The 15,320-nt window shown below is 61.7% G+C and carries 10 protein-coding genes; 9 read left to right on the top strand and 1 reads right to left on the bottom strand.

Features of this window, described 5'->3' with window-relative positions:
* Positions 1–45: 45 nt before the first annotated feature.
* Positions 46–1,359 carry an ImpA family type VI secretion system protein gene (locus ACE103_RS34740; RefSeq protein ID WP_375776695.1) on the bottom strand — a complete coding sequence of 438 codons (1,314 nt, stop codon included), beginning with the start codon at positions 1,357–1,359 and terminating at the stop codon, positions 46–48.
* 352 nt (positions 1,360–1,711) lie between these two features.
* On the opposite strand from ACE103_RS34740, the gene ACE103_RS34735 reads away from it, so the two are divergent.
* From ACE103_RS34735 to ACE103_RS34695, 9 genes are all read left to right on the top strand, one after another.
* Positions 1,712–3,580: a type VI secretion system Vgr family protein gene (locus tag ACE103_RS34735; protein ID WP_375776694.1), complete on the top strand. Its 1,869-nt coding sequence runs from the start codon at positions 1,712–1,714 to the stop codon at positions 3,578–3,580.
* A 5-nt stretch (positions 3,581–3,585) separates the two neighbouring features.
* Complete coding sequence (locus ACE103_RS34730) at positions 3,586–4,149, top strand: DUF6931 family protein (protein ID WP_375776693.1); 564 nt, start codon at positions 3,586–3,588, stop codon at positions 4,147–4,149.
* A 12-nt stretch (positions 4,150–4,161) separates the two neighbouring features.
* Entirely contained in the window at positions 4,162–5,535 is a 1,374-nt protein-coding gene (gene tagH / locus ACE103_RS34725) for a type VI secretion system-associated FHA domain protein TagH (protein ID WP_375776692.1), read from the top strand.
* A 48-nt stretch (positions 5,536–5,583) separates the two neighbouring features.
* A complete protein-coding gene (gene tssK, locus ACE103_RS34720) occupies positions 5,584–6,921 on the top strand; it encodes a type VI secretion system baseplate subunit TssK (RefSeq protein ID WP_375776691.1) in 1,338 nt (445 codons plus the stop codon).
* Between the two features lie 287 nt (positions 6,922–7,208).
* Positions 7,209–8,441 carry a type VI secretion system protein TssL, long form gene (tssL, locus tag ACE103_RS34715; RefSeq protein ID WP_375776690.1) on the top strand — a complete coding sequence of 411 codons (1,233 nt, stop codon included), beginning with the start codon at positions 7,209–7,211 and terminating at the stop codon, positions 8,439–8,441.
* A 44-nt stretch (positions 8,442–8,485) separates the two neighbouring features.
* Positions 8,486–12,037, top strand: a complete 3,552-nt coding sequence (gene tssM / locus ACE103_RS34710) for a type VI secretion system membrane subunit TssM (protein ID WP_375776689.1) — start codon at positions 8,486–8,488, stop codon at positions 12,035–12,037.
* Positions 12,034–12,735, top strand: coding sequence for a type VI secretion system-associated protein TagF (gene tagF / locus ACE103_RS34705; RefSeq protein ID WP_223975677.1), 702 nt, complete (start codon positions 12,034–12,036; stop codon positions 12,733–12,735). The genes tssM and tagF overlap by 4 nt, the downstream gene beginning before the upstream one ends.
* 6 nt (positions 12,736–12,741) lie before the next feature.
* Positions 12,742–13,518 (top strand): PP2C family protein-serine/threonine phosphatase, encoded by a 777-nt coding sequence (locus tag ACE103_RS34700; RefSeq protein WP_375776688.1) that lies wholly within the window; start codon positions 12,742–12,744, stop codon positions 13,516–13,518.
* Complete coding sequence (locus tag ACE103_RS34695; protein ID WP_375776687.1) at positions 13,515–15,320, top strand: serine/threonine-protein kinase; 1,806 nt, start codon at positions 13,515–13,517, stop codon at positions 15,318–15,320. Before ACE103_RS34700 ends, ACE103_RS34695 begins: the two co-directional genes overlap by 4 nt.

Raw genomic sequence — 15,320 nt, 5'->3', positions numbered from 1 at the left:
AAAGCTTCCTTTCGTTTAGTTAGTCCCTTCGAATGGAAGGCGGGTTCAATTCGATTTGTCGATCGCCTTCAGAGCGCCCTCCGGCAAGACTTCGTTCAGCAGGCTGAGGAAATCTCGTTGTGCGAGTTCGCGTGCGCGATCGACCAGGAAGGGGATCGGGCTGGACGGCTCTGCGGTCCGGAAGAAAGACGCTACCTTGCTCAGCAAGTCCAACGCTTGGGCTCTGCTTTCTGCTGCAAAAACAACGTCTTGGGCATCATTTTCCGTCGTGGATGGGAGCGATGTGGCGAACTCCGCCATGCGCTCGATCGGCAGGTCAAATACCTTGTCGCGACCGATATTGATGGCGGCGCTCTCGACGTGGGCGGGCATCAGCATCCGCATCACTTCGATAAACGATTTGCCAACCATGTCCTGTGCCTGCCGCACCAGCAAGAGTGCCGGGCTCGACGGTTCCCTCCGAGCGAAATATTCGGCAGCGGCCGCCAGCGCCGCGGATGCCTGTCCGGGCGAGGTCACGGCGCCGGCGATTTCGATCGGAAGCTGCGGGCCGTCTTGGGCAGCCTCGTCCGGCGAGGGGGCGGCCGCTGCCGGATCGCGTGCGGTGACCAGCGCCGCGAGCCAGTTGGCCATGCCATTCGCGACGCCCGCCAACCTGTCGAGACTGATGGGTTGCCCCGAATTCAACTTCTCGTGCCAAATCGATTTGATGCCGGCAATCTCGGCAGCGACGGCGGAACAGCGGGTACTCACCGCTTTGAGGGTGTCGAGCTCGGTCTCGCCGATGATGCGTTCAATGCTTCCGAGATCGGGCATGTCGACGTCGGCCTCAGCGGCGGGAATTTCGCCCTTGGCAATCTGATAGGCACGGTAGTTGAGGCTGCCGTGCCTGCGATTTTCGATTAGGGGAAGAAATTGGAGCGGGTTGATCACCGTCGGAAACACGTCGATCGCCTCGACGGTGACGGCGCGAAAAGCATAGTCGCCGTCCTCGCCCCTCGGGTGAACCGCATCCCATTGTTCACGCAGCAGCACGGTGGTCGCCTTCAGGCAGCTGAGAAAGCCGTCGAGATCGCGGTTCAAGATGGAGAATTTGGCGAGCAGCATGGTCAGGCGCAGATCGCGGGTGCGTGCCAAGAGCGGCTGCGCAGCGGAGAATTGGCCGGCAATGTCGATGGCCTTTGGGTCAAATCGTCCGCGCTCTCCATTGGCGTTGACGACCTCGAAATACGACATCGGAAGCAGCGATTCCGCACCTGCGAAGAAATTGAGGTACTGGACATCCCCGGCCGCATCGAGGTCAGGCCCGCAGGGATCGTCCGGGGCTATGGGCTGGGTCAGGGATGTGACATCGAGCATGCAAAGATGGTCCGTCTACGGGGCCCTAGCCCCTTTACCAAGACCGTCACAAGTGGCGGATCGGGCGGGGATCATGACCCGGTCGTCTGTTAGGTCAGATCAACGATGACCTCGGTTCATTCCCGGCGGCCAGGACCGTTTCGCGTGAACCAACAAGCTCTTGGAGCCGACTACATGAATGCCGGGATAGTTCCATCGGGCGCGTACTTTGGCGCGTCAGGAGCGGGCGACCCCAGGCGGACTGGTCGGTCGTCCTACCGATGGCTGGCTCGGATTTCGGTTGTTTCGTGCTTGACGACCTGATGCGCCGGTTGCGCGGATCGTGCGGTCAACCAAGGAGTTTAACGCCCACATGGGCCAGCTTACCCAGGATACCCGCCTTTGCGAGCTCAAGACCCCCCTTGGCAAGGACGTTCTGGTTTTTGTCAGGTTCGAGTCCTCTGAAGGTCTGAGTGAACTGTTCGAACATCGTATCGAGTGCTTCAGCGAGGACGCCGATCTCGACTTTGATCGCGCGATCGGCCAGCAGTGCACGCTTACGATCAAGTTGCACGGGAAGGAGCGCGAGTTTAGCGGCATTCTCACGGAAGCGCAGTGGCTCGGGGTCAAGAACGACTATTTCAACTACCGGATCGTGCTGAGACCCTGGTTATGGCTGCTGTCGCGTACCACCGATTGCAGGATTTTTCAGGACAAGAAGGCGCCTGACATCATCAAGGAGGTCTTCAACGAGCGCGGCTTCACGGATTACGAGTCCAAGCTTACTGAAGAAGGCTCATGTCCAAAGCTCGAGTACTGCGTTCAGTATCGCGAGACCGATCTGGATTTTGTATGCCGGCTGATGGAGCAGCACGGCATCTACTACTTTTTCAAGCATGAGGGTGGCAAGCATACGCTGGTGCTGGCTGACTCCAAGTCCTCGCACAGCCCAATCAACGGTCTCGCAAAGATCCCTTATGTCCCGCTGACCGGATCCGACCGCCGCGAGGAGCAGCATATTTATGAATGGGTTTCCGAGCGCAGATTTCGTACCGGCAAGTTCGAGCTCAACGACTACAACTACCAGAAACCCAACGCGCAGATGATCAGCGACGCCAAGGGTTCTGAGCACTACACGCGATCCGAGATGGAGTTCTACGACTATCCCGGCAAGTTCAAGGAGAAATCCGACGGCGAGCGATACGCCAAGATTCAGCTCCAGGCCGAGCAGGCGATGGATCGGCGCCGCCGCGGCAACGGCGACGCCGTCAACCTGTTCCCGGGAGGACTAACCAAGCTCGAGAAGCATTCGAGAGACTCGCAGAACGTTGAATATCTCGTCGTACGAGCAGCTCACTCGTTTTCCATCGAGTCCTACCGCACTGGCGGTCCCGGCGACGGCGGACAGCACGTCTACTTCGGCAGCTATGAATTTCTGCCAAGCGATCGGCCGTTTCGATCTCCCATGATGACGCCGAAGCCGAGGATCAACGGTATCCAGACGGCCAAGGTCGTCACCAAGGACGACAATTCGAGCGAGGAAATCGACGTCGAGTCGTTGGGCGAAATCTATGTTCGCTTTTTCTGGGATCGAAAGAAGAAGCGGTCGTGCCGGTTGCGCGTGGCCCAAGTCTGGTCCGGCAAGCGCTGGGGCGGTCAGATCATCCCGCGCGTCGGCCAGGAAGTCGTCGTGGAATTCCTGGAAGGAGACCCCGACCGGCCCTTGGTGATCGGCACGGTGTATAACGATGAATACAAGCTGCCCTACGATCTACCGTCCAAGAAGACGATCGCGGGGTTGAAGTCCGACTCGACCAAGGGAGGGGGCGGTTACAACGAATGGAACTTTGAGGACAAGAAAGGGTCCGAGAAGATCACCCTGCACGCCGAAAAGGACTACGACGTAACGGTCCGCGACACCGAGACCAGGACCATCGGTGAAGCCGCGTTCGGCGGCGATACCCGCAAGACCACACTCAAGAACGGCAATGACAAGCTTGATATCGAATTGGGTGGTCAGCACATCAAGCTGGCGATGGATCAGTCCGTCAACGCGGGGCTGAACATCACCCTCACTGCCAATGTCAACATCACCCTCCAGGTTGGTCCCAGCCAAATCATCCTGTCCCCCGCCGGAATCGTCATCAACGCACCGACCATCACCATGACCGCGCAGGCCGCCATGGCGCTCGCGGCCGGCGGCCCGTTGGTTGCCCACGGCACACCAACCATTGTCGGCTGACGGCCATGGGTCAAGTTCGGTTCAGCACAGTCCGCGATCTGTTTGAAGCCTATCCGCTGGCGCGATACGACGTCGGCAGCGCCACCCCGGACAAGTTCTCGTTGGATTTCCTGCAGGAGGTCGCTGATGCAGGCAACTGGCACCAGGCTGTATCCTTCTGCGCGTATCTGCTCCCCAGGCGCGTGGCCGTCGCCTGGGGATGTCGCTCGCTGCGGCAGATGTTCGACAACTTCGACGGCAACGAAGGCAGGTCACTCAGCTTTGCCGAGACCTGGGTCCAGCAGCCAGACGAGCAATCGCGTAACAAGGCGTTGGCGGTCGGCAACGCCAACGATCCCGAGCAGCCGGCGACCTGGCTGGCGCTGGCGGCGGGCTGGTCTGGCGGGAGCGTCGTCCCTGCGGAATTTGCCCCGGTCGAAGCCAAGCCGGATCAGACGGCGCGGGCGGTTCGCGCGGCTCTTTTGATCGGACTTTGCCGGCTTACCAATGAGTCTAGGGACCGGATAATGACGGCCTGCCTGGAGGATGGTATTCAATTGGCCCGCGGCGAACCGCGCCCTCTGCGCTGACGAGACGATGTGATGGTGCTTCGCTTCAACATCGAGAACGAGCCCAACCTCCGCGATGGCGGACCCGTTTCATTTACGGTCACCGGCCAGCGCTCGGTCGATATAGGCCGCGATCGTCATCTCGATTGGACTTTGCCCGATCCGTCTCGGATGATTTCGGGAAAGCATTGTGAGGTCCATTATCGCGACGGCGGCTACTGGTTGCACGACGTCTCGACCAACGGCACCTTTCTTAACGGCGCAGACCAGCGCATGCGGGGAGCGCATCGGCTACGCAATGGCGATCGCCTCGTCATCGGCCACTATGTCATTGGTGTTTCGCTGGACCTGGACGAGCGTGCCGAGGGCACTCCGAGCCATGGCACGCAGCAGCAAGCTTCTCTCGCGCAGCAGCACGCCGATTACCACGAGCTGTGGGCTCCCGGCCGCGACGTGCCGCCGCCAATCGACCCCCAGCAGTTGAGAAAGCCGCGCGAAGCAGCGCGGCCCGTCAATGCGGAGTTCCTGGACTGGGCGGCGAGCGTTCCGCCGGCGGGCGTCGACCCCGTCCGGCATTCGCCCCAGATGCCTCAACGAGAGCCGCCTTCGCACGACGACATGAGCTGGGCAGCCGGTCCGGTCGCCACGTCTCAACCGCCGGTCGACGTGCTGCGCGCGATGCCGACGCCGCGCCGACCATTGGTCTGGGTCGACGATGAAGCAGCTGTCCCGCCACCGTCGGCGCCACCGGCAGGCCACGCGGGAGCGCCGCGGCCGCAGGTGGCCGAGCCGGTACCGGCTTCGGCCACCTTGATCGGCAATCCCGAATTCGCACGCCTGGTGGCCCGTGCTGCCGGACTGCCGGAGAATTTCTTTGCCGACAAGACCGAGGCCGAACTCGCGGAGCAGCTGGGCATCATACTGCGCATGACCGTGGAAAATTTGATGGCCCTGCTGCAGGCGCGGACCCAGGCCAAGCAACTGACGCGCAGCACCAGTCAAACCACCATCCAGGCTATCGAGAACAATCCGCTGAAATTCTCGCCGACCGCGGAAGACGCGATGCGTATCCTGTTCGGGCCGCCGACGCGCAGTTACCTCGATGCGCCGCATGCCTTCGCGCAGGGCTTCAAAGATCTCAAATCCCATCAATTGAAGACCTATGCGGCAATGCAGCATGCCGTCGGGGGGCTGATCGCCAGTATCGATCCAACGCTGGTGGCGCGCGAGCTTGAGCTTCAGCGCGGCGCAAGATCCTTTTTCGGCTCGAACAAGAGTAAGTTGTGGGATGAATTCTTGACGCGCTGGAAGGCGCATCTCGGTCGCGACGAAAGCGCGCCGATCGATACTTTCATGCTTCATTTCTCTGAATATTACGACCGCGCAGACAAGTCGGGGTCAAAGTGAACTGTCGGTGACGATGCCGTCGCCGATCATTGCCAAGTGGATGCAGGAATGTCCTGGTACAGCAAAGTTTTCTGGTCGGAAGGTCTGTTTCTGCGGCCGCATCATCTGCAGCAGGGCGATCGCTATATCGAGCATCTGCTGGAAAAGCGCGTTCGTTACACAACACCGTACCCATGGGGCTTTGCGCAGCTCGAGATCGACAACGATCTTACTCAGCAGAGCAAATTCGCCGTGCGCCGTGCGGCCGGCGTCATGCCCGATGGAACGCCTTTCGATATCCCTGCCGACAGTCCGATCCCGGAAGCGATCGAAGTGCCGGATTCGGCCGCAGGCCAGATCGTCTGGCTGATGATGCCGGTCGCAGCGCCCAATACGCGGGAGGTGGATGAGGATCGCACTGACAGCGCAAGTCGTTACGTTCGGAGTTCCGAAACGTTTATCGATTCAACCTCGGCGCTGCGCATCGAAGAAGAGATCGATATCGTCTATCCGCGGCTGTCGTTCGAGCTGCGCAAAACCAGCAAGCCGGGATACATGGGTCTCGGCATCGCCCGCATCCTCGAGGTGCGCGACAAGAACATCCTGTTCGACGACAAATTTGTGCCGCCGATGCTGGTCTGCGCCGCACATCCGGTTATCGATGGTTGGCTCAATCGCATCATTGGCTGGGTTGAGACCAAACTCGACGAGCTTGCACGCTACGCGGTCGATCCATCGTCCGGCGGCGGCTTGCAGAGCGTCGATTACCTGGTGCTGCAGGTTCTGAACCGGATCATTCCCGTGCTAACTCATTTCAAGCGGTCCGGCAGCGTACATCCCGAGCGGCTGTACGAAGAACTGCTGAGGTTTGCCGGTGAGCTTGCGACTTTCGCGACCACCGAACGACGTGCGCGGGACTACCCGGCATACGATCACGACAACCTCGAATACGTCTTCACGCCGCTGGTGCGCGACATCCAGGATTTCCTAAGCGCGCGGCTGGGCAGGCGGGCGATCCGTCTGGAGATCATCGAACGCGCCCAGAACGCATTTGTATCGCCGATCCGTGATCGCGCGTTGTTCCGAAATGCTACCTTGGTTCTGGAGGTTGCCGCGCGGCGGCCTCTCGTCGAGATTCAGAATGAATTCCCGCACCTGTTCAAGGTCGGGCCCAACACCAAGATGACCGAGATCGTACACGCAAACCTGCCGGGTTTGACCTTGGTGCATTTGCCGACGCCGCCACCGCACATCCGAGCCATCACAGACCACGTCTATTTCTATCTCGATCGCAAGTCGCCGCTGTGGCCGGAGTTCAGTACAGCTGCCTCGATCGGGATGCATTTCTCCGGCGACTGGCCGGAGCTTGAGTTGTACCTTTGGGCCATCCTGGAAGAGCGGCCATGACCGACAGGGACAAGCCGGTTAATCCTTTCGGTCGGGGCGAGCGGACCATCATCCGTCCGAACCCCGGCGGGAAGGTGCCGCCTGCTCCGGCTCCTCAACCTCCTGCAGGGGAGGGGCCTGCAAGCCGTCCGGCGTACTCGCCATCGCCCGTGGCCTCGCCGGGTAGCCCTTCGCCGCCCTCACTTTCTCCCGTACCGCAGGGCGCAAGCTACGCCGCCCCGCCGACCAGTCAGCCCTCGGAGGAATGGATTTCGACACCGACGCAGGTTCCGGCGCAGCAACCGATCTTGCCGCCCGGACCGCCCTTGCGTGTCGATGATCTGGTCGCGCCAAACGCCAATCCGGTGATGCGCGCTGGCGGCCCCTTGCTGCAGTTGCTTGGTCGGCTGCGAGTAGCGCTGATGAGGGCGTCATTCGCGAGCCTAATGGAGCAGGTCGCCGACGCCATCAAGTTCTTCGAGAAGGATATCCGCTCGGCCGGCATTTCTGAACACCAGGCCAATACCGCGAAGTATATCCTGTGCGCTACCGCCGACGATATCGTGCAACACATTCCGACCGACGATCGGCACGTCTGGGCGCAATACTCGATGCTCAGCCGGTTCTTCGGCGAACGCGTCGGCGGCGTACGCTTCTTCGAGATTCTCGATCATTTGAAGGCTGATCCGCTGGTCAATTATCCGGTGCTCGAACTCCAGCACGCCTGCCTTGCGCTCGGGTTCCAGGGCATCCACCGGACCTCGCCAGGCGGGCTTGCGAACCTCCAGGTGATCCAGCGCAACCTCTATGAGACGTTGCGCCGGGTTCGCCCCAAGCCGACCAACGATTTGTCGCCGCACTGGCGCGGCCAGGCCTTGGCCGGTCGGCGGAAGCACCTGCGCATTCCGGTTTGGCTGGTGGCGGCCGTGGTCGCCGCGCTGCTGACGGGATCCTATTTTGTGCTGAGGACATTGCTGGCTGGCCGTGCAGAGAATGCCGCCGAAGTCGCGCTGGCATTGCATCCCGGCGATCCAATCGAGCTCAAGCGCCGCGTCGTTGCGCCGCCGCCGCCTCCACCGCCGCCGCCACCCCCAGATCGCATTACCCAGCTGCAGCGCATTCGCAACGCGCTTGCACAGGAGAAGACGGCGTGCGCCATGACGGCGGATCAGACGGCGAGCTTCATCGTGATCAGGGTCTGCGATCTCGCATTGTTTGCCTCGGGCCAGGCAACCATCCTGGATGGCTTCAGGCCGATCGCGGCCCGCGTTGCGGTGACGCTCGACAAGGAGCCCGGCCGCATCCGAGTGGTTGGCCATACCGACAGCTCGCCGATCCGCACCGTCCGTTTCCCCTCGAATTTCGAATTGTCGCTCGAGCGCGCCAAGGCGGTTGCCGCCGCGCTGAAACCCGGCCTCGCGGATGGTTCGCGCATCGACGTCGACGGCAAGGGATCGGATTCACCGATTGCCAGCAATTCGACACCGGAGGGACGGTCCAAAAACCGACGGGTCGAAATCTTCATCGAACGTAGCGAATAGGCGGACGCCACAAGTTCACGCGTAAGCGACAGGTACCGGCAAATATGCTCGCCAAGGACATTCTACGCATCGTTCTCTATGGAGTCGGGCTCAGCTCGCTTGGGGCGGTGATCTACCTTGCCGGTCCCTTCCTTGCTTTCGGCGACTGGCATCCGCTGGAGAATCACATCATTCGCCAGATCGCGATCCTGCTGCTCGGCGCTGCGGCGGCAGGCGTCACCGGTCTTCATTTCTTCAAGCGACGCAAGAATGCTAAGGAGATCGCCGACGGCGTCAGCGGTGCGGACCAGGCTGTCAGCGACGAGCCGGTGCTCAAGGAGCGCATGAAGGATGCGCTCGCAACGCTCAAGACCACAAGCGGCAACAAGTCCGGGTATCTCTACGATCTGCCCTGGTACGTCATCATCGGTCCGCCCGGTGCGGGAAAGACCACCGCGCTGGTCAATTCGGGGCTCAAGTTTCCGCTCGCGCGAGGGGCAACGCCGGCGGCGATCGCCGGAGTCGGCGGCACCCGGTACTGCGATTGGTGGTTCACCGAGGAAGCGGTACTGATCGATACCGCCGGTCGCTACACAACCCAGGACTCAAACAGCAAGGCCGACAAGGAAAGCTGGCTGTCCTTTCTGGACATCCTGAAAAAAAGTCGGTCGCGCCAGCCGATCAATGGCGTTCTCGTCGCGATCAGTCTGGAGGACGTGCTGACGCTGCCGAAGCAGGAACTCGCGCTGCATGCCGATGCTATCAGGATGCGGCTGCTCGAACTGCATCAAAGGCTGAAAGTGAGCTTCCCGGTTTACGCGCTGTTCACCAAGGCCGATCTCGTTGCCGGTTTCACCGAATATTTCGCCTATCTCGGCGAGGCCGGCCGGCGCCAGGTCTGGGGCGCCACCTTCCAGACCGCCGACAAGACCCAAAATCTGGTGGGGCAGGTCCCGGTCGAGTTCGATCGCCTGCTGGAGCGCCTGAGCGAGGAAACGCTCGACCGCTTGCAGGACGAGCCGACCCCGCAGCACCGGGTGCAGTTGTTTGGCTTCCCGGCGCAGATGGCGCGGCTCAAGCCGCAAATCCACGATTTCCTCAACCAGATATTTGAGCCGACGCGATATCACGTGAACGCCAATCTGCGTGGGTTCTATTTCACGTCCGGCACCCAGCAGGGTACGCCGATCGATCAATTGATCGGATCGTTGGCGCGTACATTCGGTGCGGAAGAAGTCGGTGCTGGAGCCTATTCCGGGACCGGCAAGAGCTACTTCCTTGCCGATTTGATTTCGAAGGTCATCATCGGCGAGGCCGACTGGGTCTCGACCGACCGTGCCGCGGTGCGCCGCGCCTTGATCCTCAAGACCGCGGCACTATCGGTGATAGGTTTGGTGGCGATCGGACTGATCGGTGCGTGGCTGACCAGCTACAAACGCAACTCCGACCTGATCGAGCAGAGCTTGCAGGCGGACAACGAGTATGCCGCCGCCGGTGCGCCGCTGATCAAGCAAACGTTGATTGCCGACCATGATCTCGACAAGGTGCTGCCGCTCCTTTATCGGCTGCGGAACGCGCCGGCTGGCTATGCCTCACGGAACGAGCCGGTAGCACTCTCGGCGCGTTACGGGCTCAGTCAGCACGCGCGCCTGTTGTCGCCCGCAAAGGCAGCCTATCACACTGCGCTTGAGCGCATGTTCAGGCCTCGCTTGCTCTACCGTTTGGAGGAGCAGCTCAATGCGCGGATCGGCGAGCCTGCCTTCGTCTATGAGGCGCTGAAGGTCTACCTGATGCTCGGCGGCCTTCAATCCCCAGACCGCGAGCTCATCCGCTCCTGGATGCAGCGCGACTGGGCCGACAACCTCTATCCCGGCGCGACCAATGCGGAAGGACGGCGTCTGCTCGATGAAAATCTTGCTGCGCTGTTCGACCTTGAAACCGAGCAGCCGCCGCTGGTCGAGCTCGACGGCCGGCTGATCAAGCAGGCCCAGAATTCGCTAGCGCGCCTCAGCGTGTCGCAACGTGCCTACGAGTTCTTGAAGTCGGAGGCTCGTGGATCGACCGCCGGCGACTGGATCGTCAGCCGCCGAGGCGGTCCGGACGTGGCAGTTGTCTTCGAAACCACGACCGGACAGCCCTTGGACAACGTGCGGGTACCCGAGTTCTTCACCTACAATGGCTTTAATCAGAAGTTCATCGCTCGACTGCCCGGATTGTCAGAGCGCATGAAGCGGGAGCGGTGGGTCCTGGGTGACGCCGGCCAGCAGTCGGCGATTGACCAGCAGTATGACAACCTGGCTGGCGATTTGCTCAGCATCTACTCCAATGAGTTCGTAACGACGTGGCGCACTGCGCTTGGTAGTCTACGTCTGAAGAAATTGCTCGCGGACAAGCCGAAATACGAAGTGCTGAGGGCGCTTTCGGCGCCCACATCGCCGATGCGGCAAATCCTGGAGTCGGTGCGTGACGAGACGATGCTGACCAAGGAGCGCCCGAAGCCGGCGAGCGCAGGCACGCCAGCCGTGCCGCCTGCGGTGACCACGCCGGCGCTCTTCAACAATGCCCAGGATGGTACGCCTGGCGCGGTGATCGAGTCGCAGTTCAAACCCTACCATGCAGTGCTTGAAGGGGAGAGCACCCGCCGACCGATCGACTCGACAATCGCAAACCTGAACGACATCGCGCAAAATCTGACGCTGATGGTCGAGAATCCGCAACTGACGGCGCAGGCAACGGCGGGGCTTCAGACCCAGGTTGCAGCGCTGCGCAACAACGCCTCGCGCATGCCGCCACCGTTTTCCGATATGCTGCGGGCGGCGGCCGCGGAGTTCGAAGGCAGTATCGCGGCCTCCACGGCCGGTCAGATCCTGCAGTCGTTGCGCGATCAAGTCACGCCGGTCTGTCAGCAGACGGTGACCAACCGCTATCCGTTTGTACGGAGCAGCGGTCAGGAAGTGCCGCTCGCGGATTTCGCCAAGCTGTTCAGCCCGAACGGCATTATGGACAAGTTTTTCACTCAATTCCTGGCGCCCTATGCAGATACGTCGCGTTCGGACTGGGTTTGGCGAAAGGAGAGTCCTGTCGGCCGATCGTTCTCGCCCGACACATTGAAGCAGTTCCAGAGTGCCGCCTATATCCGTGATGCCTTTTTCCAGACTGGCGGCGCTGTGCCGGCGGTGTCCTTTGCGATCCGGCCGCCGGCTGCGGCCGGACCGGGCATCACGGTCAAGACCGAGATCGGTGGCACGACGATCACCAGCCCCACCACCACGCCAGGACCAGCCGCAGCTCCCTCCATGTTCGGTACGCCGCAACCCGCCGCTCCACCGCCGCAGCAGAGCAATTCACCGACTACGGTGCTCTGGCCGGGCCCATCGCCGCGCACGGCAATTTCGGTCAGCAACGAGACCGGCTCGCCATCGGTCCTTGAGCGTATCGGCCCCTGGTCATTGTTCCGAATGCTGGAGGCCGGCTCGCTGGTCGCCAAGGCGGAAACCGCCAGTGCAACGTTCATTGTCGCCGGACGTGAGCTCAACTATCAGATTTCGACCGGATCGTTGCGCAATCCGCTAAACTTGTCAGTGCTCCGCGAGTTTCGTTGCCCGACCGGAATATGACCATGCGATGCGGCTTATTCGGCAAGATCGGAGCGAAGCGTGATTTCATCGCGATCGCGACGCCGCGGAGCTTCCTAGAAGCCTGGGAGCCGTGGGTGCAAGCTGCCATCTCAGCGAGCCGCCATCAACTCGGCGCCGCCTGGCAGGAAGCATTCCTGACCGCGCCAATTTGGCGATTCTGGCTTGGCGCCGCAATCTGCGGTACCACCGTCGCAGGAGCGATCATGCCGTCGCTTGACGGCGTCGGACGATACTATCCGTTGACGCTGCATGTGGTGCCCGATGGCGACACCGCGCTGCCGCCACCACACATCGATCCGCAGGACGAGTGGTTTGGCCAAGTGGAGACGTTTCTGCTCTCGACCCTGGACCGGGCTGCGACGTTCGAGCAGATCTCCGATGCGCTCGATCGTCTCGCGCTCCCGCGTCTGCGGACGCCGGGGACTGATGGACCGTCAAACGTGTCATCGAGCGGCGCGACGCTTGGAATGGTTTCGACGGTCGATGGGTTCGCCGATTCGTTCGGCACGCTTTGCGGCGCGAACCCTCAAGTCTATGCGTCGGCCAGTTTCTGGTGGACCGCCGGAGGCGAAGGGTTCTCGCCGACCGCGCTCTGTTGCCGCGGATTACCGGATCCGTTTCACTATTCCACGCTGCTGACCGGTGACATCGGCCGCGCAGTATCCGGGACGGGATGACGCACGATGGTACACATCCCGTCCCTGTTCGATGTCGGTAGCGTCACTCACGCCGGACGGGTGCGGGCGCGGAATGAGGATTCATGCCTCGTAAGAACCGACATCGGCCTATGGGCCGTCGCCGATGGTATGGGCGGTCACGAGGCTGGCGATCTTGCCAGCAACATCGTGGTGCAGTCGCTTGATACCATCGGCGCGCCGGACTCGGCGGCGGACCTGTTGGCGCAATGCGAGGCGCGTCTGTTCAGCGCCAACCAGCAGATCCTGGCACTCAGCCATGCAAGGCAGGGCGCCATTGTCGGGACCACAACGGCAGTTCTGCTCATACGCGACGGCCATTATGCTTGTATATGGGCGGGTGACAGCCGGGTATACCTGATCAATCGCGGCGGCATCAAACAGGTTTCGCACGATCATAGCGAGTTAGAGGAGCTGATCGCCGGTGGTGCGCTATCGCGCGAAGAGGTCCAGGGTTGGCCGAACAGTGTCATCACCCGAGCAGTCGGCGTTGTCGCCGACCCCGAGTTCGAGGTGGTGACCGGTCCGGCTGAACCGGAAGACGTCTTCGTAATTTGCAGTGACGGCTTGACCCGACACGTGCAGGATGACGAGATCCAGCAGTACGCGGCGAGTCGACTTGCTCAGGCAGCCTGCGAAGACATGCTCGCGCTCGCGCTCGAGCGCGGCGGGCTCGATAACGTTACGATCGTGATCGCGCGATTGCTCGTGCCGCGCTCCTCGGAGCCCACCAGGACGCCGCTCGATCGGGAGCAGCGACCATGACCGCGAACGGTCCATTTCGGTCAAACTACCGCGGTGTACCGGCCGGCACCCGGCTCAACGGCATTTACGAAATCGAAGCGATGATCGGGTCGGGCGGCATGGGGGAGGTCTACCGATGCCGCGAGATCCAGACCGGATCGCCTGTTGCGGTCAAGATGTTGCTGCCCGACATGGTCGACAATGAAGCGGCACTTGCGCTGTTCCGCCGGGAGGCAGCGGCACTTCACAATCTTCCGCATGAAGCAATCGTTCGCTACTTTCTGTTCACGGTCGAACCCGTGCTGCAGCGCCCGTACCTCGCGATGGAATTTGTGAACGGGCGCTCGCTGTCGAACATGCTCGACGATGGACCGCTGACCTTCGAAGCGCTGATCAAGTTGGCGCAGCGGGTCGCATTGGGCCTTCAGGCCGCTCATGAGCACGGTATTGTCCATCGCGATGTTTCCCCCGACAACATCATCGTGCCGCTCGATGATGTAAGGCGGGCGAAGATCATCGACTTTGGTATCGCCCGGTCAACGCAGATGGGTGACAAGACCATCATCGGTTCCGGCTTCGCCGGCAAGGACAATTACGCGTCGCCGGAGCAGGTCGGCTTGTACGGCAACGATGTCACCGCGAAGTCCGATGTCTACAGCTTTGGCCTCGTGCTGTTCCATGCCTTGACCGGACAGAAGCTCGATATGGGCGGGAGCCAGTTTCAACTGGTCGAGAAGCGTCGACGTGTGCCCGATCTTGGCGCAGTGGACATGCGTATCAGGCCGCTGCTCGAGAAGATGCTGCAGCCGGACCCGGCCTTGCGCCCGACCATGGCGGAGGTCGCCAACTGGATGCCATCGGCATCGGCTCATTCGTCCGCCGCACCGCTCTACGGCTTCGATCCATTGGCGAAGTTGGAAGCCGGGACGTCTGCGCAGCAGGAGCGGGTGCCGCCAACCACGCGGAAGCCTCGTCGCATCTGGCTCGGCGCCGGCGTCGCGGGGCTGCTGCTTCTGCTGGGAGGCGGCGGGTACAGCTTCTATAAATTTGTCTGGAAGACGTCGGGCGTGGCGGCCTTGCCGCCACCTCCAAAACTCGCCGGGACCCCCGCGCCGCCGAGCGAGGCTGCTCCGCTACAGCCGGCACGTCAGGAGCCGGTGAAGTTGCCGCCTCAGCCGGCGGTGACACCGTCTCCGTCTCTCGATGGGCCGGGTCGAGCCGAGCGCGTCCGCAAATATGTTGCCCAATATGCGGGTGGCGATTGCTTCTTCATCCTACCTGTTGCAGTGAGCTCAAGCGCAGCCGTCATTGAAGGCTTCGGCGCTACGACCGCGCCGTTTGATACGTTCGACAAAGCGTTTCGAAAGGAACAGGGATTTGAGGCTTCGGTCGGCGTCAGGCAGGTCAATCAGGCGCAATGTCCGGCCGTCAAGTTCCTGAGTCAGGTCGGAAGCGATCAAGCGCGTGCGCCGCGCATCAACCTGTCGGCGACGGAGCTGAAAGCCGGCGAGACCCTCAGTGGGACCGTCGAGAACTTTGCCAATCGGGTGGTGGAACTGCTCTTGATCTCGGATCGCGGCGAGGTGCGCAGCCTGTCCTATCTCCTGAAGCCGGGCATCGATTCGCTTTCCTTTGCCCTGCCGATGGAGCGTACGACCGGTCCACAACTCCTGTTGGTCGTTGCGACCCCGCGGGTTCTGGATTCGTTGCGCCAGCCGCGACCAATGGCCGCCGACACATTCTTTCTGCAGGCAACGAGCGAAGCCCAGCGCGGCAACGTGACCATGACTGCGGCCGCTCGCTATGTGATGCTCACGAACTGA

It is taken from the genome of Bradyrhizobium sp. ma5, from assembly GCF_042258955.1.
In the GTDB taxonomy this organism is placed as follows: Bacteria; Pseudomonadota; Alphaproteobacteria; order Rhizobiales; family Xanthobacteraceae; genus Bradyrhizobium.
Note: the sequence above shows the minus strand (reverse complement) of the source record. Positions and strands in the feature narration are given on the sequence as shown.